Source organism: Methylobacterium sp. AC832 (assembly GCF_979256025.1).
Genome location: NZ_CEEDMV010000010.1, coordinates 40,080 through 59,592 on the forward strand (window position 1 = coordinate 40,080; position 19,513 = coordinate 59,592).

18 protein-coding genes are annotated in these 19,513 nt (G+C 68.3%); 6 read left to right on the plus strand and 12 right to left on the minus strand.

Annotated elements, in window-relative coordinates:
- Positions 1-95: 95 nt before the first annotated feature.
- The gene (locus AC0IXR_RS22890; protein WP_419951318.1) at positions 96-863 is read right to left on the minus strand and encodes a DJ-1/PfpI family protein; all 768 of its coding nucleotides are present in this window, start codon (positions 861-863) and stop codon (positions 96-98) included.
- Positions 864-1,165: 302 nt separating this feature from the next.
- Between AC0IXR_RS22890 and AC0IXR_RS22895 the strand changes: the two genes are divergently transcribed.
- The 3 genes from AC0IXR_RS22895 (at position 1,166) to AC0IXR_RS22905 (ending at position 3,058) form a co-directional block, all read left to right on the plus strand.
- A complete protein-coding gene (locus AC0IXR_RS22895; protein WP_056421955.1) occupies positions 1,166-1,909 on the plus strand; it encodes a sigma-70 family RNA polymerase sigma factor in 744 nt (247 codons plus the stop codon).
- 224 nt (positions 1,910-2,133) lie between these two features.
- The gene (locus AC0IXR_RS22900) at positions 2,134-2,544 is read left to right on the plus strand and encodes a DUF1236 domain-containing protein (RefSeq protein ID WP_056421956.1); all 411 of its coding nucleotides are present in this window, start codon (positions 2,134-2,136) and stop codon (positions 2,542-2,544) included.
- Positions 2,545-2,752: 208 nt separating this feature from the next.
- Entirely contained in the window at positions 2,753-3,058 is a 306-nt protein-coding gene (locus tag AC0IXR_RS22905; protein WP_244478209.1) for a hypothetical protein, read from the plus strand.
- A gap of 2 nt (positions 3,059-3,060) precedes the next feature.
- On the opposite strand, the gene mscL is transcribed toward AC0IXR_RS22905, so the two are convergent.
- From mscL to AC0IXR_RS22920, 3 genes are all read right to left on the minus strand, one after another.
- On the minus strand, positions 3,061-3,483 hold the full coding sequence (gene mscL / locus AC0IXR_RS22910) for a large conductance mechanosensitive channel protein MscL (RefSeq protein WP_056423204.1): 423 nt from the start codon (positions 3,481-3,483) through the stop codon (positions 3,061-3,063).
- Positions 3,484-3,539: 56 nt separating this feature from the next.
- On the minus strand, positions 3,540-4,385 hold the full coding sequence (locus AC0IXR_RS22915; RefSeq protein WP_056421958.1) for a CDP-alcohol phosphatidyltransferase family protein: 846 nt from the start codon (positions 4,383-4,385) through the stop codon (positions 3,540-3,542).
- An 89-nt stretch (positions 4,386-4,474) separates the two neighbouring features.
- Positions 4,475-5,185 (minus strand): phosphatidylserine decarboxylase, encoded by a 711-nt coding sequence (locus AC0IXR_RS22920; protein WP_018045459.1) that lies wholly within the window; start codon positions 5,183-5,185, stop codon positions 4,475-4,477.
- Positions 5,186-5,452: 267 nt separating this feature from the next.
- Here AC0IXR_RS22920 and AC0IXR_RS22925 point away from each other — a divergent pair, with 267 nt between their 5' ends.
- Positions 5,453-5,623, plus strand: a complete 171-nt coding sequence (locus AC0IXR_RS22925; protein WP_200919005.1) for a hypothetical protein — start codon at positions 5,453-5,455, stop codon at positions 5,621-5,623.
- Positions 5,624-5,660: 37 nt separating this feature from the next.
- Here the strand turns inward: AC0IXR_RS22925 and AC0IXR_RS22930 are convergent, their stop codons facing one another.
- Both AC0IXR_RS22930 and AC0IXR_RS22935 read right to left on the minus strand, forming a co-directional pair.
- The gene (locus AC0IXR_RS22930) at positions 5,661-6,590 is read right to left on the minus strand and encodes a pyridoxamine 5'-phosphate oxidase family protein (RefSeq protein WP_471762287.1); all 930 of its coding nucleotides are present in this window, start codon (positions 6,588-6,590) and stop codon (positions 5,661-5,663) included.
- A 41-nt stretch (positions 6,591-6,631) separates the two neighbouring features.
- Positions 6,632-7,246: a glutathione S-transferase family protein gene (locus AC0IXR_RS22935; RefSeq protein WP_471762289.1), complete on the minus strand. Its 615-nt coding sequence runs from the start codon at positions 7,244-7,246 to the stop codon at positions 6,632-6,634.
- Between the two features lie 139 nt (positions 7,247-7,385).
- On the opposite strand from AC0IXR_RS22935, the gene AC0IXR_RS22940 reads away from it, so the two are divergent.
- Positions 7,386-8,294: a LysR family transcriptional regulator gene (locus AC0IXR_RS22940; RefSeq protein ID WP_471762290.1), complete on the plus strand. Its 909-nt coding sequence runs from the start codon at positions 7,386-7,388 to the stop codon at positions 8,292-8,294.
- A gap of 45 nt (positions 8,295-8,339) precedes the next feature.
- Here the strand turns inward: AC0IXR_RS22940 and AC0IXR_RS22945 are convergent, their stop codons facing one another.
- Positions 8,340-9,161 (minus strand): oxidoreductase, encoded by an 822-nt coding sequence (locus tag AC0IXR_RS22945; RefSeq protein ID WP_461234547.1) that lies wholly within the window; start codon positions 9,159-9,161, stop codon positions 8,340-8,342.
- 419 nt (positions 9,162-9,580) lie between these two features.
- Positions 9,581-10,315, minus strand: a complete 735-nt coding sequence (locus AC0IXR_RS22950) for an NADPH-dependent F420 reductase (RefSeq protein WP_056454769.1) — start codon at positions 10,313-10,315, stop codon at positions 9,581-9,583.
- A 104-nt stretch (positions 10,316-10,419) separates the two neighbouring features.
- Here AC0IXR_RS22950 and AC0IXR_RS22955 point away from each other — a divergent pair, with 104 nt between their 5' ends.
- Entirely contained in the window at positions 10,420-10,803 is a 384-nt protein-coding gene (locus tag AC0IXR_RS22955; protein ID WP_056454766.1) for a winged helix-turn-helix transcriptional regulator, read from the plus strand.
- Positions 10,804-11,052: 249 nt separating this feature from the next.
- Here the strand turns inward: AC0IXR_RS22955 and AC0IXR_RS22960 are convergent, their stop codons facing one another.
- The 4 genes from AC0IXR_RS22960 to AC0IXR_RS22975 form a co-directional block, all read right to left on the minus strand.
- On the minus strand, positions 11,053-12,864 hold the full coding sequence (locus tag AC0IXR_RS22960) for a reverse transcriptase family protein (RefSeq protein ID WP_471762291.1): 1,812 nt from the start codon (positions 12,862-12,864) through the stop codon (positions 11,053-11,055).
- A 316-nt stretch (positions 12,865-13,180) separates the two neighbouring features.
- Positions 13,181-14,845 carry an SWIM zinc finger family protein gene (locus AC0IXR_RS22965; RefSeq protein WP_471762292.1) on the minus strand — a complete coding sequence of 555 codons (1,665 nt, stop codon included), beginning with the start codon at positions 14,843-14,845 and terminating at the stop codon, positions 13,181-13,183.
- Positions 14,842-17,970, minus strand: a complete 3,129-nt coding sequence (locus AC0IXR_RS22970) for a hypothetical protein (RefSeq protein WP_471762293.1) — start codon at positions 17,968-17,970, stop codon at positions 14,842-14,844. The genes AC0IXR_RS22965 and AC0IXR_RS22970 overlap by 4 nt, the downstream gene beginning before the upstream one ends.
- 203 nt (positions 17,971-18,173) lie before the next feature.
- On the minus strand, positions 18,174-19,154 hold the full coding sequence (locus AC0IXR_RS22975; protein ID WP_471762294.1) for a hypothetical protein: 981 nt from the start codon (positions 19,152-19,154) through the stop codon (positions 18,174-18,176).
- Positions 19,155-19,513: the final 359 nt, after the last annotated feature.

The window sequence follows — 19,513 nt, forward strand, 5'->3', positions numbered from 1 at the left end:
GCTAAACCTTGGCCATTCAACGGAGTTCCGGCAAAATGACGCGCCCTCGCGGGGGACGGAGACCATGTGCGGCCGGAGGCCCTGAGCCCCGGACCTCATCGCGGCGCGTAGCTCGCTGCCGCCGCGAGAGACCCATCCACCAGATCCTTGAGAATCGCTCCGGCGCCAGCGGCGATATCCGGCCCGGCAGTCTCGGGCGTGCCGGCGGAGAAGGGCGGTTCCGGCGCATATTCGGCGACAAGCTGGCTCGTCCTCGCAGCATCGTCGCCGTGCAGAAGGGCGGCCAGGACGAGAGCGAAGTCGAGGCCGGCGGAAATACCCGCCGCCGTGATCCGGTTGCGATCGACCACCACGCGCCGGTTCACCGGAATGGCGCCGAGGCGCGGCAGCACGGTCTCGCGCACGCACCAGTGCGAGGTGGCGCGGTAGCCGTCGAGCAGTCCCGCCGCGCCGAGGATGAGCGAACCGGTGCAGACGCTGGTGACCCAGGACGCTCGTGCCGCCCGGTCGCGCAGGAAGGCGAGGGTCGCCTCCTCGCGCATCTGGCCGGGGGTCGCGTCGCCGCCGGGCACGAAGAGTACGTCGATCTCGCCCGGACAGGTCTCGAAGGACGTATCGGCCACCATTGTCAGGCCCGTATCGCTGGGGATCGGGCCTGTCTGGCGAGCCACGAGGTGGAGCCGGCCGCCGGCCAGACCCGCCAGGATCGCCTGCGGCCCGACGAGGTCGAGAGCCGTCATGCCGGGAAACATCAGCATGGCAATGCTGACGGGTGGCCTGCTACGAGCCGACGCGCGAACCGCATCGCCCGGCCCGGCCAGGACGGCCGCCGTGAGACTCGCCGTGAAGGCGCGACGATGCATGGACGATCCCTTTCGCGATGGCAGAGAGACAGGTGAGACAATGGCCGGATATTGGGCGCAAGCAGAGGCGGCCCTCCTTCCTCGATATCGGGAAGATGTCACCGCCGCCGATGCCATCCGCCGCATGTGGACGCGAACGGTGCAGGTCGCCATTTGCGTGGCTTGGCGGGGTGCGTGACCGGGTATGATGCGCTACAACCCGAGACACGCTACGGCCTCGCCGTCGATGTCAGGCGGACCGATCCGATACGGCCGGCCCGAACCGGACGATTTCCTGCCCAACGACCAGAATACGACGAGCCATGACACGCGACGTCCTTGAAACCAGCGACGACCTCCTGAGCGACACGAACGACGATGGGCGGCCGGGCCTGACCGCGACCATCCGCTCACATCTCGGCGACCAGCTCCGCACCGTCTACGACCGCCTTGGCGCGGACGAGCCGGCAACGCGCTTCGCCGAACTCATCGAGAAGCTGGAAGCCGCCCTGAAAGCTCGCGGCGAGCAGGTGGAGCCCGAGTTCCGCAACGGTCTGCTCGCGGCGGTGCCGTCGCTGCGGGCCTTCGCGCTGTCGCTCACCAGCAATCCGGCCCGCTCGGACGATCTGGTGCAGGACACCCTGCTCAAGGGCTGGCAGCATCGCGCACGGTTCCAGCCGGGCACGAACCTGAATGCCTGGCTCTTCACGATCCTGCGCAACATCTTCTACTCGGACCACCGCAAGCGCGTGCGCGAGGTGGAAGACCAGGACGGCTCCTACGCGGCGCGTCTCGCGACGGCACCGCACCAGGGCGACCGCCTCGATGTCGAGGATCTGCAGACGGCGCTCGCCAAGCTTCCGCCCGATCAGCGCGAGGCCCTCGTCCTCGTGGGCGCCGAGGGTGTGTCCTACGAAGAGGCCGCCACGATCATGGGCTGCAAGGTCGGCACGGTGAAAAGCCGCGTCAGCCGTGCCCGCGGGCGGCTCGCCGAATTGCTCGGCTACGACGAAGAAGACCTCAGCTCGGACCGGCTGATCCAGTCGGCCATGCCGAAGGACGCCTGACTCCGCCCGGTGGGCGGTCGGGATCGGCTCCCCACCATGCTCGCCGGGCTACCCGTTCCGCGACGCCTTGCGGACGGGGAATATCGTTCTCCCATCGGGGGCATGATCGGGACATTCCGGCAAAATCGATTTTCGAGGCATCCCTTTCCCGAGATGGGGCGTTACTGCCCCGAACCCCGCTGAGCGTCACCGTTCGCGGGTCATCGGATACGGAGATCTCGATCATGAACATCAAGACCCTTCTCGCCGCTTCGGCGATCGCTCTGTCCCTCCCCCTCGCCGCCCAGGCCCAGGGCCTCGTGCGCGGCGCTGAGCGTGGCGCCCAGGAAGGTGCCGATGCAGCTGGTCCCGTAGGTGCCATCGTCGGTGGTGCCGTCGGCGCTGCGACCGGAACCGTCGGTGGCATCCTCGGTGTCGACGACCGTCCCCGCTTCCGCCAGTACGTCACCCGCGAGCGTCACAGCTCCTACAATTACGACGGCGACGTCCGCGTCGGCGCGACCCTGCCCGGCACCGGCGTGACCTATTACGACGTGCCGTCCGAGTACAATGCCCGCGGCGCGCGCTACACCATCGTCAACGACCGTCCGGTCCTGGTGGATCGCAGCCGCCGCATCGTCGAAGTCATCGACTAATCATCGTCGATCGCAGCTGACCATTCGGCAAGAGCCCCCGGTGCCACGGCACCGGGGGCTTTTTCGTGGATCGGAAGATCGTCGGGGTTCGCGCGAGAAATACCAGAAATACCGGCGCTGGATCGGATACCATCAACATTTGTGAGTCGAGGCACGCAACACTCTCCGCCCCGGCTGGTTATTGCTCTTGATTGAGGAGAGACCCGATATGGCGAACGATCCGATCTTCCGCATTGATAAATCGCCCCCCGGTCAGGCCGGCGGCGCGGATGTCGATCCGGCCTTGCCCGAGCCGGTGCGGGATCATCTCGGCCAGCAGCTGCGCTCCGTCTTCACCACGCAGGACGATGCGCCGAAATTCCTCGGCGATCCGGCTGTGCCGGAAGAGTTCGAGCCGCAATTGCGCCGTCTCGAGATCCGTCTGAAGACCCATGAGGAAGGCACCGGGGCGGTGGAGCAGGCCCTGGATGGCCTCCTCGACGACCTGAAGGTACCGCCCGCGACGACGATCTGATCTCAGACCTTGGGTCTGGCCGCGAGGATATCGCGGATCTCGCCCAGCAGCTTCACGTCCGCCGGGGTTTCGGGAACAGGCTTCGCCTCCTCCTGGGACTGGAGCTTGTTCATCGCCCGGATGACGAGAAATAGCACGAAGGCGACGATCATGAAGTTGAGCGCCACCGTGATGAACTGGCCGTAGCCGATCACTGCGCCCTGTTTCTTGGCGTCCGCGTAGGCCGCCCCCTTCTGCACGCTCGACGAGAGCGCGATGTAGTAGTTCGAGAAGTCGAGCCCGCCCGTGATCGCGCCGATGATCGGCATGAACACGTCCTGGACGGCGGAGGTGACAATGGAGCCGAAAGCGGCGCCGATGATCACGCCCACCGCCAGATCGACGACGTTGCCGCGCAACGCGAATTTCTTGAATTCTTCCAGCACCGTCGCCTCCAAAACTTGCGCCGCCCGCATTCCCGCCGGGACGTTAGGCGAGGCGATCAGGTTTCGACAGGCGCCGTACCGATCTGTCCACGGTCGGTTGCGTCGAGGCGCTCCTCGTGTTTCGCCCGGCGCCGATACTGCGCCGCCCCGATCGGCAGGGTGATGAGGTAGCCGGCCGCCATCACCACCATGGCCTCGAACGGGTAGCTGATGAAGAGGCCGAAGGCCGCGACCACCACGAGGAAGATCGGCAGCACCCATTCGCGGGGAACGCGCTTGCCCATGGTCTTGCCGGAGAAGGTCGGCACGGTGGAGACCACCAGGAGCGCGATGCAGAGCGTGTAGCCGAGCACCACCGGCGCGGCCCAACGCTCGATCGGCAGGCCGAGGAAGTGGAGATAGAGCGGCAGCAGCGCCGTCAGGGCCCCGGCCGGCGCCGGCATGCCGACGAAGAAGTCCTTCTTCCAGGCGGGCCGGTTGGGATCGTCGAGCATCGCGTTGAAGCGGGCGAGACGCAGGGCCATGGCGATGGCGAAGATCAGGGCGACGATCCAGCCTAGCGAGCGCAGCTCCTTCAGGGCAAAGCCGTAGAGGATGAGCGCCGGCGCGCAGCCGAAATTGACGAAATCGGCAAGGGAATCGAGCTCGGCCCCGAAACGTGACGTTCCCTTGAGCATGCGGGCGACGCGCCCGTCGATCCCGTCGAGGAAGGCGGCCGCGACGATGGCGATCACGGCCGGCTCGAACTTGCCCTCGAATGCCAGTCTGATCGCGGTCAGCCCGAGGCACACCGCCATCAGGGTGATCATGTTGGGCGCGATCATCCGGAAAGGCACCGCCTTGAAGCGGCGCGGCTTCGGCTCGTTGGCATCCGGCTCGAAGGGCGGAAAGAGATCGTCCATGACGCGCCTTTTCAGAAAGACGGGCGAACGGGCCTCAAGGGCACTGTCCGCGAAGGATCGCGACCCCGCCAGGGCGGGGCCGGGCGGGATCAGATGCGGCGGAAGCTGCGCTCGGGGCCGCCGCCGAGATCGGCGAGAACGGTCTCGCCCGCCACCGCCTTCTGGCCGAGGCCGACCAGCACCCGAGTCCCCACCGGCAGGTAGACGTCGACGCGGGAGCCGAAGCGGATGAGGCCGAAGCGCTCGCCCACGTTCAAAGTATCGTTCGCCTGCACCCAGCCGACGATGCGGCGAGCCACCAATCCGGCGATCTGCACGACGCCGACGCGCAGGGGGCTGCCGCGATGCGTGGTCTCGATGACAAGGCCGTTACGCTCGTTGTCGTCGCTGGCCTTGTCGAGTTCCGCATTGAGGAACAGGCCGGGCGTGTAGACGATCTGGCCGATCTTGCCGGTGACGGGAACGCGGTTCACGTGGCAATCGAACACGTTCATGAAGACCGAGATCCGGGTCATCGGCTCCTGCGGCAGGTCGAGTTCGGGCGGCGGCAGGACGGTGGAGATCAAGTTCACCCGGCCGTCGGCCGGGGAAACCACCAGGCCGTCCGCCACCGGGGTCACCCGCTCGGGATCGCGGAAGAAATAGCAGACCCACAGGGTGAGGATCAGGAAGATCCAGCCGGCGAACTGGGCGAAATAGCCGAACAGCACGGTCAGCACGATGCCGATCAGGATGAAGGGGTAGCCCTCCTTGTGGATCGGCACGAGGGTTCTGCGGATCGTCTCAAGCAGATCGGACATGAAGATTCGGTACTCCTGCGGACCGAGGGAGCGGCCGCGCCCGCAATGCGGCCGGGTTGGCAGTCCCGACGGCCGGCGTCAACTCTCGGAGCGGATCGGCGGCGCCCGGACGGCCTGCTCGGCGCCGGGCCGGACCTTCGTGAAGGCGGCGAAGAATGGACGCGTCCTTGGGCGCGCGCGACCGCTCCGCCCCGGCATCCAGCTTGATGATGCCTTAAGCACAGCGGCGCTAGGCAGGAAGGGAATGAGGCGAAGAGCGAGGACCGGATGCTGGATCGGGCGCTGATGCATGTGCGAGCGGCGATCGCCCTGCGGGACTGTGCCGCGAGCGCTCCCTCGGACGTCGAACGCCGCCTCCTGATGAAGGTGGCCGCGATTCACGAGGCGCGGGCACGCAAGGTGCTCCACACGAAACAAAGCCAGGTCCGCCGTCGCTGAGGCGAACCCCGGGGCGAAGTCCGTCCCGCCCAGGGGATCAGGCACGCCCGGGGGGTGAAGCGGCCTCGAACCGGAGCGGCACGGCCCCCACGCGCCGGACGAGGGTGCGGGGCGCGAAGCGCCAGAGCCGCTCGGCTCCCGGGAAACTCGCGATCTCGGGAGTATCGAGGAGCACCTCCGCCCGACCTGACATCTGCAGCAGGTCACCGCTGGTAAAGTCGATGAAGGCGAGCCCGGCGCGAGGATTGGCGCGAATGTTTCCAAGGGTATTGAAGAATCGGTTTCCGGAATAATCCGGAACCGTGAGCACGTCGTCTTCGCCGATCCGCACGAAGCCTTGCGCACCGCCGCGATGCGAGACATCGACTTGGCGGTTCCCCTCCTCCCCGTCCGTATAGGTCGCGACGAAGAACGTATCGGCGCCTGCGATGAGCGCCCGGGCGCGGTCGTCGAGGCCGTGGGCGATCTCCGAGGCAGCCGCAACGGGAACAAGTAAACGCTCAGGCTGCTGCCGGACCCGGATGTATTGCGGGCAATTGCCGAAGCTTTGCTGCACCCGGACCTCGAATTCGTCGCCCCCCTCGCGCCGGACGATCCCGTTCAGGCGATTGCGGCGTCGCGTCGCCAGATCGATTCCGAGAAGACCGACCGCCGATCCGTCTGCCAGGCCAGCCTCGGCGGGATCGTGGGGATCGGCGGGGCTCCGAACGCGGAGACGGAAGGGGTCCGGCGCGTCGAGAAATCCCGGCTCGCCGGCCCGGATCGTCGCCCAGACCTCCCCCTCCGGGTCCGCAGCCCCCAGCACCACGAAAGGTAAGTGCCGGAAGAAGTCGCGATGCTGGTCGATCATCCGGTCGCGGATGACGCGGGGACCGATCTTGGCCATGCGCTCGGTGACGCCCGCATGATTCTGGATCGCGATCTCGCCCGGATGCCAGGGTGAGGTGGGGTGATGGACCGATGACATGGGAATCTCCCATTGAAAGGGTTTCGTGGCAGGGTGTGGTGTCAGCCCACGCGCAGGCCGGCCGCCGTCGTCGGAAAGGGCACGAAGCCGGGCAGCGCCTCGATGCGGCCGAGCCAGGCACGGATCTCGGCATAGGGGCCGAGATCGACATTCCCCTCGGGGGCTGCGGCGACGTAGCTGTAGAGGGCCACATCCGCGATGGTCGGATGGTCGGCGGCGATCCAGGCGCGACCGGTGAGTTCCGCCTCGAGGCGGCCTAGAATTTGATGTGCACGGGCAATCACTTCGGCCGTGTCGAAGCGAGCGCCGAAGACGGTGATCAGCCGGGCGGCGGCGGGGCCGAAGGCGATGGGCCCGGCCGCGACCGAGAGCCAGCGCTGCACCCGCGCCGCCGCGAGGGCATCCTCCGGCAGCCAATCCGTGCGCCCGAGTGTCTTGGCCACGTAGACCAGGATGGCGTTGGAATCCGGAACCACCACGTCGCCGTCGAAGAGCACCGGCACCTGTCCGAACGGGTTCAGGGCGAGGAATTCCAGCGTCTTGTGCGCGCCGGCGGCGAGGTCGACCTCGACGATCTCGCAATCCGCGCCCACCAGGGACAGGAACAGACGCGCCCGGTGCGCATGCCCGGACAGGGCCATGTGGAACAGCTTCATGATGGATCTCCGCGACGGCCGGACGAGGGCACCGGCCACGGACACATCAGAGACCCTTGCGTGAAATGCGTGAACCGGCATTCTCAGCAATCGACTATTCCAGTTTATGGAATAATCCGCGGGTGAGGAGGAAGCCGGCATGGACCGATGGCAGGCGATGCGGGTCTTCGTGCGGGTGGCGGAGAGCGGGGGGTTCGCCGCTGCGGCGCGCCAACTCAACATGAGCCCACCCGCAGTGACCCGTGCGGTGGCCGCCCTAGAGAACCGGATTGGCACCCGGCTGCTGACGCGGACCACGCGCTCGCTGATGCTCACCGAGGCGGGCGGACGCTATCTGGAGGATTGCCGCCGCATCCTCGCGGACATGGAAGAAGCGGAAGCACTCGCGGCCGGCGCCTATGCGACACCTTCCGGAACCTTGACGATCACCGCTCCGGTGCAGTTCGGCCGGCTTTATGTCTTACCCGCCATCACGGGTTTTCTTGCGCGTTACCCGGCCGTCGGCGTGCGCGCGCTGTTCCTCGACAGGGTGGTCAACCTGATCGAGGAGGGCGCCGATGTGGGAATCCGCATCGGTCATCTGGCCGATTCCGGGCTCGTCGCGGTTCGGGTCGGCACCGTCCGACGGGTTCTCTGCGCCGCGCCGGACTATCTCGACCGGCACGGAACACCGCAATCGATGGGGGATTTGCACCGCCACGCGACCATCGGTTCGACCGCCATGGGACTGCCCTTCGAGCGCCATTCCCCGGCCGAAGGGCCGACGCGTGGCGCCACGCGATGCCGGTTGATCTGCAACACGATCGACGCGGTCCTGACGGCCGCCCTCGCCGGCCAGGGGATCGCATCTCTGCTGTCCTATCAGGTGGCGCCGTCGGTCGCCGAAGGCCGGCTCAGGCTGATCCTCGACGATCCGGACGCGGTGCCGCTCCCGGTCCATATCGTGACCCTGGAGGGAAGGCGCGCGCCGGCCAAGGTGCGCGCCTTCATCGGTCTGGCCGCGGCGAGGCTCCAGGCCGACCCGATGGTCAATCCCGATCGTGGCTGAGAGACGGGCGGACCATGTTTCCCACGTCCCCCGAAGGGCGGAGGCTCAGGAGACCGGGGGAAGGCGCATCTGCTTGCGGTAGCTCTTGTCGAACTGCTTTGCCGGCACGAAACGGCGCAGGAGGCTGGCCTGCCGCGCCATCGATCCGGCGGTGTAGCGCAGATGGGGCGCCGCCGCGGTGGCGGCCTTCACCACGACCTTGGCGACGATCTCGGGCGCGTCGGCCGTGGCCATGACCTCCCGCGTGAAACGCTCCCGGCCCGCGCGATCGGAATCGTAGAGGCTCAACGGGGCATCGGGGGAGACCAGGTTCGCGTCGAAGGCCGTGCGCGTATAGGCGGGCTCGACCAGCACGACGCGGATGCCCTGGCCGCGGACCTCGTGGTCGAGAGATTCCGAATAGCCTTCCAGCGCGTGCTTGCTGGCCGAATAGACAGCCATGTAGGGCGCCGGGACGAGCCCCAGGATGGAGCTGATGTTGACGATGCGGCCGCCCGCCTGCGCCCGCATCAGCGGCAGCACCGCCCGGGTCGTGCGGATGACGCCGAACAGGTTGACGTCGAAGAGTGCCTGCGCCTGCGCGACCGTGGATTCCTCGGCCGCGCCGCTGATGCCGAAACCGGCATTGTTGACCAGCAGATCGATCCGCCCGGTCTCGCCGTGGACCGTCCGCACCAGGGCCTCGACGGAGGCGTCGTCGGTCACGTCGCAGGCCAGCATGGTGATGTCCCCGTCCCGCCCCTGCGCGGGTCTGCGGCTCGTGCCGTAGACGCGGTAGCCCGCCGCTTTCAGGGCCTTGGCCGTTGCCAGTCCGATGCCGGATGCCGCTCCGGTGACGATGGCCGTCTTGATGTCCGTCTTGCCCACGACACTCTCCCACGATGCGCCCCCCTCGGGGGACCGCTTCGGCTTATAGATTATTATCATAATCTATAATTGCAAGACGTGTCGGGGGAGCCGGCCCATCCGCGATGGCGTGCGTCGACTTCGAGTGGCCTCCGCCCAAGTCGCCGGCAGGCAAGGGGCTGAAATTTCACGGTTGGTACCGCTCGCTCGCGACCCTTAGAAGACATTGGGCCAGTCCGCTCCGGCGGATTTCCGACAAGTCGGATCAGCGGTGGATCCTCTCTGAAACCTCCAACAGGTCGTCCAATTCGAAGCCGAGATGCTTCGTGGGACTCTCTAGATTTCGAAGGCCGATCAAACCATGCGTAAGAGCAAGCGAAAACTCTGTCGAATGCTCTTACGCGCTGCTGATACTCGGGCCGAATATCCGTGGTTTATATTCAGACTGATATTTTGCGATTGAAGGCGACCATCGCTTCACGTTCGAGCTTCAAGCTCCCATCAATGAACGCCTGCGTTATGAGCTCAAGGTTATGGGACGAACGAGCCTTATCGGCAGTAGAAAGTGCGCTCTTCACGCCAGCAGCATCGAGTTCCGTGCAATAGGCGGGTGTTCCTGGCTGGAAACGCCAGGATTCGGATATAGGGCCTGCGTCCACCACATCGAAGCCCGTTTCATCGACAAGGCGCGATACGACGGATTTGGCAGCCGCATGATCTCCAGCGATCGGTATGGCTAGTCTGGAAACTGAGCCACTTTCCGATCCAGCTTCGGCGAGAGTAAAGGACAGAAGTGCGTTCCAGGCTTTTACAAGAGGCCGCCCGACTTGCTCGCTGCTCCAGACGGTTTCCAGCTTTCCTTCGTCCACCTCTTTAATCATTCCGTCGCGCATCGGGTAGTAGTTGGACGTGTCGACGATGACAACGCTCGCCGGAACATCAGCGAGCACCGGCGCGAGTTCTGGATTTCGAGCAAACGGCACGGACAGAATGATTACATCGACATCTTTGACGGCATTGTCTCGGGTGACCGCAGCGATCGTCGTACCGTCAACGATCTCCTTTAGTGTTTCAGGTCCCTTCGAGTTGGCGAGCTTCACGTCATGGCCGGCCTTGTCCAAGATCTGAGCCAGCGTTGCGCCGATATTTCCTGCACCGATGATGCCGATTTTCATTAGATACTCCGATCATGAGGGTTGCCTCGCCGTCAGAAATATCGATTGCTGGATGGATCACAAGAACCCACCAAAAAGTTTGGTACCCACCGAAAGGTAAGCTCATGGACCGTGACTGCCAGAATCAGGACCCTAAGCAGCAGCTCGTCTGGGCAGCGGCAACGAGAGAGACGCTCCGGGTGCTTGAAGGGAAGTGGAAGATCGCAATCATCGTCCAACTCTTCGCGGCGAGAGCACCAGTGCGTTTCTCAGAGCTAGAGCGGCGCATCGAGGGCGTGAATCAAAAGATGCTGATCCAACAGCTTAAGGAATTGGAGAAGGAAGGCATCTTGACGCGGACTGTCTATCCCCAGGTTCCACCGAAGGTGGAGTATACGCTGACTGACAAAGGATACGCGCTCGGCCCCTCGATTAAAGCCTTGGTCAATTGGGCGTTGGAGCAGGGACCAGTGAAATCCGAGCTCACCGAGCCCGACTTAGCTGAATAGGAGCGTCTCCTGGCTCTACGCCAGAGTCTGCTTTCCACCCATCTCGGAGGTTTAGGGGTCGGCATCGAGCGTCGGATGTCCATCCGTAGGAGCAAGCCGCTGGCAGGCCGCCGGCACGTCACCGGGGGCGGAGGGGGCAACCGGACCTCGATGACCCCGCCCTATGGATCAGGGCCATCGAGACCCGGTGTGAGAAGCCGCCGGAATGCGGTTGGAAGGCGGCCGGAAGCCGGACCGCTTCCGAGATCCCTATCTCCGGCGTCGGCGGCGGAGCCAGCGCCGGATTGCGATCACCAGTGAAGCGGCGAGCACCAGCAATCCGAGAACCGGGTGCACGATGGCGCCGGCCTGGAACAGGACGAACACGCCGAGCGCCACCATCCAGGGCTTCAGCGGAGTGTCCTCTCCGACATCGCCGCCGGGCGGCGATCCGGGACGCGGCTGGTCGGAGGCCGGTTCGGGGCGACGGCCTATGGTGGGCAGGCCGCTTCGTCCGGGAACGCTTCTGGCGGGCCGCTCGGCCTCGAGCAGGATGGGATCGGGCTGCGGCGGCGGGCGTTCGGCCGGGCTCCACCAGCCCTCGCGCGGCGGCACACCCCGGGCGGATTGCGCGCGGAAGGGGGTGATCCGGGGCTGGGCCGATTGCTGCGGCGCCCCGTGTTTCTCGGCGAGCCGCCGCGCCTGCGCGACCAGGGGAGCACCGGCTTCGGGCGTGACCATCCGGACGAAGCGGGCAAAGCCCAAAGCCGCCGCGAGCACCGCCTGGCCCTCGCTCCGGCCCCAGCGGCGGCCGGCGGGTCCGTGCCCCTCGATGCCGTGCAGCAGGGCGCGGAACCGGCGCAGGGTCTCGCGCGGCACCGCGACCCGCTCGTTCACCGTGAGCCCGGTGACCTCCTGGTGCCGCCCCCGCCGCATCACCCGCGTCTTGTCGGGATGGATTGTGAAGCCTTCCCCGGCGACGATCTCGTGCACGTATTTCAGGAGCGCGCCGGTCTTGCCTGCCGCCTCGCCCGAGGCCGAGAAGGTCATGTCGTCGGCGTAGCGGGTGTAGGTGAAGCCGAGCGACGCGGCGAGGCCGGTGAGGCGCGCGTCGAGGCGGGTGCAGACGAGGTTGGTGAGCGCCGGGCTCGTGGGCGCCCCCTGGGGCAGGCGGCGGGGGCCGCGTGCGGCGTAGAAGCACTGCCCGTCGATCTCGACCTCGTTCACGTCCGGCTCGGTGCAGAGCAGGGCGAGCAGAGTGGCCACCGGCTCGGCATAGCCGAGGCCCCGGAACTTGCCCTTGATCCGGCGGTAATCCAGCGTCGGGAAGAAGTCCTTGAGGTCGAGATTGACCACCACGTCCCGCCCCACATGGAGGGCCGCGTTCGTCAGGATCGAGCGGCCCGGAACGAAGCCGTGGGCGGCCTCGTGGATGCCCGCATGGGCGAGCACGGCATCGAGAATCCAGTATTGCGCCCGCTTGAGCCGGGGCATCGGCGCCGAGATGGCGCGCAGCCCGCCGGTCTTCTTCGGGATGGTGAAACGCTGGTAATGGCTCACCGTGGCGAGCGCCCGGTCATAGGCGAGGAAGCGCAACTCTCCGAGGCCGATCCCCATGGCCTCGGCCACCGCGACGGGGCTCGCCAGGTCCGGCAGGCCGTCGGCTCGCGACCCTGCAGCGTCTCCCCGCGCGGAGAGCCCCGCCGAGACGCCCTCACCGAGATACAGGATCTCCCGGTTCCGGCGCCCGTGCCAGGCGAGCGCGCGTTCGTGCCGTCCGCGCGCGCCGTTGAGCTTGGTTTCGCGCCGCCGTTCCAGGGCCGCCTTCTTCCGGCGCTTGTGCATCGTCTTGAGGGCGGCATCCGGATTCTTCCAGAGCGCCGCGCTCCGATGCAGCTCCGTCAGTTCGCGGGTGAGCTCGCCCCGGCGGCGGATGACGTCCTTGGGGAGGTTCGGCTGATCCGTCCCGGCCGGCCAGTAGCCGAGCCGGATCATCTCTTCGAGGACGACCTCGTCCTTCGAGCTCTCGCGGATGCGGTCGTAGAGTTGCTGCCGGGTGAGCGAGCCGGGCTGGACGCTCATGGGCGGCTCGCCCGCACGGGAGGACGAATGAGGGACGCCGGGCGGAAAGCCTTCGTCAAGTCTCGGGACTGGTCCGGTCCACTCGATGCCGGCACGACCCCTACCGCGCGTTTGGGTTCAAGGAACCCAAACAGAAAGCGCGCGGTAGGGGTCTGTGCCGGCCCAGTGAAGAGCGGGCCAGTGACGCTTTGCCGGGCAGGGTGCAGGGACGGCGAAACGCCGCCCAGAATGCAAGGTCCGCTCCGCCCGACGTCCCTCAGGGGGAGAAGCTTAAAGCATGCCGGGGAGGGCATCAATCGCTTGCCGACGCGGTTCCTCACGCCTGACTCCTCATCGGCTTGCCCTCGACCTGCGCGTGGACGATGCGGCGCAGGGCCAGCATGTGCTCGCAGGGGCCGCGCATCAGTTTGTTGCGGATGTAGAAGCCGCAGGTGCAGTGGCCTCCGACCATGCGGTCATCCGCGTCGATCTCGACGGCGGTCGCCATGGCCCGGCCGTCGTCCAACACGGAGCCGGTGAGGCTGCGCCGGCCCTCGGCGCGGGTGATGGGGCCGAGGGTCACTAGCCCGGCGGCGACGAAACGGTCGGCCTTGGCCTCCTGCTCCGAGGCGAAGCGCAGGGCGCCCGCATCGAGGGGTTCGCGGGTGAGTTCGCGCAGGCGAAACACCCGCTTGTCGAGGTCGAACATGACGCGGCCGGCCTGGACGTAGCCGCCGAGCGCGGCCTCCACCGTCGCCCGGTCGAGGCCGGTCTCGGCTGCGAGGGTCCCGGCATCGGCGAAGAGATGGCGGCCGAGCGCCGCGAAGACCCGCGCGGCGGTGCCCGCATCGACATCCGTACGCGGGGCGAGGAGGTCGAACTGGCCGGCGCGGGACCAGTCGTTGGCGGTCCAGCCGGACAGGCCGAGGGTGAAGCGCAGGCCGCCGTAATCGACCACCGCGAAGGAGGGCAGACCGGTGCCGAGGAGATGGAGGCGCACCGATCGGGCGAGCGGCAGGGCGCGGGCGAGAATCGCCAGCCGGCGCCGGCCCCAGAGCCGGATCTCGGCGCTCGCCGGCCCCCGGTAAATCGAGCGCCGGAAGGTCAGCCGCTCGTTCCAGGGTTCGATCAGCACGCTCACCGGCCGGTCCGGTTCGAGCAGGAAGCGCAGGGAGCGCGGGCCGTGCCGCTCCAGGCGGGCGGCGAGCCGCGTGAGGATCGCGTGCATGTCGACGGGGTGGAGATCGACCACGCAGGCGGGCTGCGTCATGGCGCTCGAGACCTGGAGGAAGCCCCGCATCCAGGAATCGGGCAGATCGATCTTGTCCTCGCGATACTCCTCCGTGCCGGTGGTCTGGACGGAGAAGCCGGTGGGGTCGATGGCGAGTTCGGTGGCGCGATCGCTGCGGATCTTCTGGAACTCGTCGTACAGAGCGTGGCTGTAATCGATGTTGGTGGTGCCGAAGGCCATCTCGCCCATGCGCTCGAACACGTCATGGTCGCAGGAGAGGCGCCCGTAGGTGGATTCGTCGAGGCTGAAACACTCGAAGAAGATTTCGTCCGGATGCACGGTGATGACCGGGTCGAGGACGATCCAGGCGTCGAGATCCTCCTTGTAGAGCCGGTCGAAATAAAGCTGCCGGGCCTTGTAGAACGGCCGCATCACCGTCTGGGACGCGGCATCGATGTCCCTGAGTTCGCGGCGCAGGGACTCGATCTCGGCCTCCAGCTCGTCCCGCCCGGCCAGCGCCTCGGCGAGAAGCTGCTGCTCGTTGGCCTGCAGCCAGGCGAAATAGGCGCTGCGGTCTTTCGGCTTGAAGCGCAGGTCCGACACCACGACGTGGTGCAGGGCCGAGATCGCCTCGCGGAACGGCAGGTGGCGGGCGACTCTTCCGTTGAAGAAGGTCGGCGCGCGCAAGGTATCGGGCGCGAAGCCGAGCCGCGTCGTTCCCCCTTCCGTGACGGCGCGGCTCTCGCCGAGATAGCGGTGGACGACGTTCATCGGGCACCCTCCGACAGGGATCCGGGGGCGGGCCGTGCCACGGAGGGGCGCCGGACGAGGGGCGTATCGAGATCCGGATAGGCGTCGGCGATGTCGCGAAGCGCCAGGATCGCGGCGTTCCGGTCGCGCGCCGTGACGCTCAGGGACAGGTCGGCGAAGAGGGGCAGCAAACCTTGCGCCCGCTCGCGGCTGCGCAGGGCCTCCCCCTTCAGGAAGGCGGCCATCCTGTCCTTGGCGGTCCGCCCCGTCAGCACCTGCAGCATGACGATGCGGGCGAGCGGCACGAGACGGGCGAAGGCCTCCTCGCTTTCCACCGCCTGCGCCGTCAGGAGCTCCGTCACCAGGAGGTGCATGGAGGGCGAGGGATGTTCGAGGAGGCGCAGGATCTGGGCATCCGCCTCCCCCGGCCCCAGCCGGCTGCGCAGGAGCCGGCGGGCGAAAGCCAGGACTTCCGGCTTGACGCTGTCGGTGACGACGGAAAGCGCCTCCGGCGTCCAGGCCTCCTCCGGCCAGGTCGCGAAATGGCTCTCCGCGAAGGCGACGGTCTCCGGCCAGTCGCTCTCGACGAGGAGGACGGCCTCGGCCGCCTCGGCCTGGAAGCGGGAAGGCTCGGCGAGATAAGCGGCCATCGCCCATTGCCGCACGGCGAGATGCGAATGGCCCCCGAGCCGCGCGATCTGGCGCACGCTGAAGAGGCCGGGCTCCCGCTCGGCCAGCACGATGGCCCCGAGGCGCTGCGCGCCCTTGGCCTGCGCCTGCAGGAGGCGCCACAGGGTGCCGGAATCCAGGGCGGCGAGTTCCCTCGGCATCGCCTCGCCCAGGAGCGCGACAACGTCGGCGACGAACCGGTCGTCCGGCGCGGTGCGGAACAGGCTCGCGATGAGGGCTTTCGCCAGCGGGCCGGCGCTGGCCGGATCGGCATCGACCAGGCGCCTCACCAGGGGCCGCGCCGCCTTTCGCAGGACGGGCGAAGGACCGGAGGCGAAGGCGAGGATGGGGTCGGCGTGCCGGCCGAGCCGGGCGTCGTCGAGGCGCGACAGGAGGCCGATGGCGGCGTCCCGCACGTCCAGGGAGTCCGATCCGATCAGGGCGTACCATTGCTCGGCGGGCAGGCCATCGGCATCGGTGCCGGACAAGGCCAGCAGCGCGACGCCCGCAGCCATCATCTCCGGGGCCGGATGCGCCATCAGCGCGCCGATGTCGTGCCCTGCCACCGGCATGTCGTGGTTCGGCCAAAGCAGCGGGAGGCCGGCGCGCATGGCCCGGATCGATGCCGCCTCATCCGCGTCGAGGACCGGCGGCATCGCCCGTAGCCACGCCACCAGCCGCTCGGCCAAAGGCCCGGCGACGCCGGCTGGAAGGCCGCGCTCGCGGGCGAGTTGGAGGAGCGCCGCCTCGACCTCCGGCGCGGCACCCGTGAGCAGCGCGAAGGCCAGCGCCACGGTCGACCAGGGCAAATCCGCCTCGGCCTCGATCCGCCGCAGGGCGAGCATTCGCGCCTCCGGGAACCGGGCCTGGACCAGGACGGCGAGGAGTTCGGGATCGGCGCCGCCCCGGGCGAGCCGCTCCCGCGCGATTTCCAGGCCGAGGGCGGCGACGGCGGGCAGAGTCGCGCCGAGCAGGCGACCGACCGCGGCGGCATCGAGGGCGGCGCAGGCGGCGGCGTCGGCCCGCAGGACGCGCAGCCCCAGTATCGCCACGGGGTCGATCCGCCCCTCCGTGGCGAGACGGAGGGCAAGGTCGGGCCGGGCGCTCCAGAGGTCGGGGAAGGCCTCGTCCCGCGAGTCGAGGTCGGTATCGGCATTGAGGAAGAACGTGGCCGAGCCCGAGCGCGGCCGTGCCTGCGGGGCATGGCGGAACAGGAGATGGCTCGCCGCCCATTGGGTCGCGAGGGGGCCGCGCAGGCGGGGCTCGCGGCCCCAGGTGCCGTTCGCCTGGGGCCGCCACAGGGTCGAGACCGTGCGCGGACCCAAATCCTCGGGCCGCACCCTCAGCAGCAGGCCGGCCGCCATCTCGGCGAAGGCCGGATCGCCGACCTCGCCGCGCTTGCGCAGGGCCCGCCAGATCCGGCGCTTGAGGTAGAGCGAGGTGGCCGAGGACAGGCCGATCCGCGCGTCCGGGCCGCCCCGTTCATCGCGTACCACGAATTGCCGCCGCAACTCGGCCGAGTAGACCAGAGGGTCGCCGGATTTGTACATCGCCTTCGCGGTTTCGAGCCGCAGCGCGGTGGCGCCGAAGAGGCCGGCATCGTCGGCCATCTCGGCATGTTTGAAGAGGCGGCGCAGGCCGATGAGGTAGGGAGGCCGGGGGGCCAAGCGCGGGAGCGCGGCGCAGAGGCAGGCATGCAGCACGGCATCGTCCTGCGCGCAGCGGCCGAGCGCCACCAGCGCCGGCCCGACGGCGAGGGGCTTGGCCCTGGCGAGGGCGGTCAGCGCGGCGACGAGGCCGTCCGCGTCGCCGGCGCGGGCCGGCCGGGCGACCGCCTCCGGCAGGTCCGCCTCATCGCCCGAGCGGCGTCGTTGCGCGCCCATCAGCGGCGAGACCAGGGCGAAGCGGGCGAGGTCGCGGATCACGACGCTGCCGGTCTCGGCCGCCACGGCCTCGAGGATCGGTGCCGCCTTGCCCCCCACGGCGCGGGCCAGCGCCCAGACCAGGGCGTAGCTCGCCCCCGCCGGTCCGACGTCCCGCACCATCGCCACGAGATCCGGCTCCGCTTGCGCGATGCGGAGCTGGCCGATGCGCCAGAGCAGGCGCTCGCGATCCTTCTCCGGCCACGGCCCGCGCCGGCAGGAGGCCAGCCGCGCGAGAAGGATGCCGTCGCGGCCCTCGGCCGGGGCCCCGGCCGCGCCCGTCACGGATGATGCTACGGGCTGGTCGCTCCGGCGGTAGCCGCCGTTGATCTTCGCGACGACGACACTGTCGAACACTTTCGCGGCGGCATCGGCCGAGATCGGCTGCGCCGTCTTCGATCCCTCACGCAGGACCGCGCCGCGTCGTCCGTAGCGGATGTTGACGAGGAACCGCTCCGGTGCTGCGACCGCGTCGTTCTCCACGAGGTCCACCTCGTAGACCTTGTCGGAGGCTCCCTCCTTCAGGTGGAGGCGCGCCGCGCGGACGACCCTCATGCAGCGGACCCGGAGAGGGCGACACTGCGATCCTTGGGTCTCTGCATCGTGGCTCCTCGCGAGACGGGGAAGAGGCGGCGACTGGCCCGGTGACGTGCGGCGTTCCGGTCGCAGGGATGTCTAGCCGCCCCGGGATCGCGGGGGCAACCCTGGCGGGCCGGGGCGGACCGTGATGGGCGCGTCCCCCATATCGCCCCGCCTGCTCAGCGCGGAACCACCGAGGCGGCGACGCGCTCGGCCCGCGCGAGGGCATCCGGCTGGTCCGCGCCGGCGAGACCGATGACGCGCAGGTAGGTCTTGCCCTCGAAGCGGATCGTCTGGGTCACCCCGACCTTACGGCCGGACCGGACGTCCTTGCCGGTGGCCCGCAGGCGGATGACGACCGCGCCGCCCTCGGTGGTGCGGCTCTCGTCGGTGACCGCGATGTCCTTCACCTCGCGGATGGTGCCCAGCGCCTTGCGGGCGAAGGCGCTCTGCTGGCCGGTCGCGACCGGAGCCTTCCCCAGGGAAGGCGCCACGATGACGAGCGGCTGGGTGCCTTCGGGATCGACGTCCTTGGGGCCATCGGTGAGCAGGAGGGTGTTTCCCATCAGCGTCCGCACCGGGCGGAACCCGGCCAGGTCCCCCACCGAATAGGGCATGGCCGCGATCTGGTCGGCGACGCTGCCGGGGGAGCGGAAGGCGATCGTGCCCAGCGCCGCCTCCACCGCCTGGTTCGGCACCTGCCCACGGGCCGCTTCCGGAACCTGCACGGTGACGAGGCCGGTGCCATCCCCGCCCCGCACCACCGCGACCCACTTGGTATAGGCGATCCCCCTGGCCGACTGGCTGCCGCGCAGGACCCGCCCCTCGCCGCCGGCGACGGACAGCGGCTCGGCCGCTCCCACGGCGGCAAAGCCCGTCGAACGCAGGGAATCGGGGGTGAATTTCTCGGCGAGCTGCCCATACGCCTCGGCCGGCATCGCGACGATGACGATGGAGGCGCCGGACGGATGCTCGAATCCGGCGAAGCTCTTGGCCAACGTCATGCCGGCGGGCGGAACCAGACCGATCCCGCCGGCAGGCGGAAAGACCGCCTCGGCGGCACGGGCCGGCATGAGCGGGGCCGAGACGAGCAAGGACACGACAAGGCCGAGGAGGGCCAGCAGCCGGCCGGTGGCGCGGCGGAAACGGGGAAGAACCATTCTGGAAGGGTCTCTCGAGAGTGGGACATCGGCGTCTGCGGGGCTTGCCCCGACGCCGGCTCGCAATTCCCGAGAGCTTGGCCGGCGGAGGCTCGGAGCGTCAAGTCGCCGGGATCCGGGCGTGAACCGTCCGCCCTGACCCGCTTCGCCGCTGACACCGCACAACGCGCGCCCGCGCTTCCTTGGCATCGCGCGCTAGGTCACCTGTGGAGCTCTCAGCCTCAGTGCCGTGGTCACCATGTTGGGTGATAGCAAGTATGTCATCCAGGGCATCACCGGAGGGCTTCCTGGCTGGAAGGCCAAGGGCTGGAAGGCAGCCGGCGGGAAGTCGGTGGCGAACAAGGACCTATAGCAGACGC

Bases quoted from the DNA above. Each gene is read 5' to 3' on its own strand.
- AC0IXR_RS22890 (WP_419951318.1), bottom strand. From the start codon at position 863: ATGCATCGTCGCGCCTTCACGGCGAGTCTCACGGCGGCCGTCCTGGCC.
- AC0IXR_RS22895 (WP_056421955.1), top strand. From the start codon at position 1,166: ATGACACGCGACGTCCTTGAAACCAGCGACGACCTCCTGAGCGACACG.
- AC0IXR_RS22900 (WP_056421956.1), top strand. From the start codon at position 2,134: ATGAACATCAAGACCCTTCTCGCCGCTTCGGCGATCGCTCTGTCCCTC.
- AC0IXR_RS22905 (WP_244478209.1), top strand. From the start codon at position 2,753: ATGGCGAACGATCCGATCTTCCGCATTGATAAATCGCCCCCCGGTCAG.
- AC0IXR_RS22915 (WP_056421958.1), bottom strand. From the start codon at position 4,385: ATGGACGATCTCTTTCCGCCCTTCGAGCCGGATGCCAACGAGCCGAAG.
- AC0IXR_RS22920 (WP_018045459.1), bottom strand. From the start codon at position 5,185: ATGTCCGATCTGCTTGAGACGATCCGCAGAACCCTCGTGCCGATCCAC.
- AC0IXR_RS22925 (WP_200919005.1), top strand. From the start codon at position 5,453: ATGCTGGATCGGGCGCTGATGCATGTGCGAGCGGCGATCGCCCTGCGG.
- AC0IXR_RS22930 (WP_471762287.1), bottom strand. From the start codon at position 6,590: ATGTCATCGGTCCATCACCCCACCTCACCCTGGCATCCGGGCGAGATC.
- AC0IXR_RS22935 (WP_471762289.1), bottom strand. From the start codon at position 7,246: ATGAAGCTGTTCCACATGGCCCTGTCCGGGCATGCGCACCGGGCGCGT.
- AC0IXR_RS22940 (WP_471762290.1), top strand. From the start codon at position 7,386: ATGGACCGATGGCAGGCGATGCGGGTCTTCGTGCGGGTGGCGGAGAGC.
- AC0IXR_RS22950 (WP_056454769.1), bottom strand. From the start codon at position 10,315: ATGAAAATCGGCATCATCGGTGCAGGAAATATCGGCGCAACGCTGGCT.
- AC0IXR_RS22955 (WP_056454766.1), top strand. From the start codon at position 10,420: ATGGACCGTGACTGCCAGAATCAGGACCCTAAGCAGCAGCTCGTCTGG.
- AC0IXR_RS22960 (WP_471762291.1), bottom strand. From the start codon at position 12,864: ATGAGCGTCCAGCCCGGCTCGCTCACCCGGCAGCAACTCTACGACCGC.
- AC0IXR_RS22965 (WP_471762292.1), bottom strand. From the start codon at position 14,845: ATGAACGTCGTCCACCGCTATCTCGGCGAGAGCCGCGCCGTCACGGAA.
- AC0IXR_RS22970 (WP_471762293.1), bottom strand. From the start codon at position 17,970: ATGAGGGTCGTCCGCGCGGCGCGCCTCCACCTGAAGGAGGGAGCCTCC.
- AC0IXR_RS22975 (WP_471762294.1), bottom strand. From the start codon at position 19,154: ATGGTTCTTCCCCGTTTCCGCCGCGCCACCGGCCGGCTGCTGGCCCTC.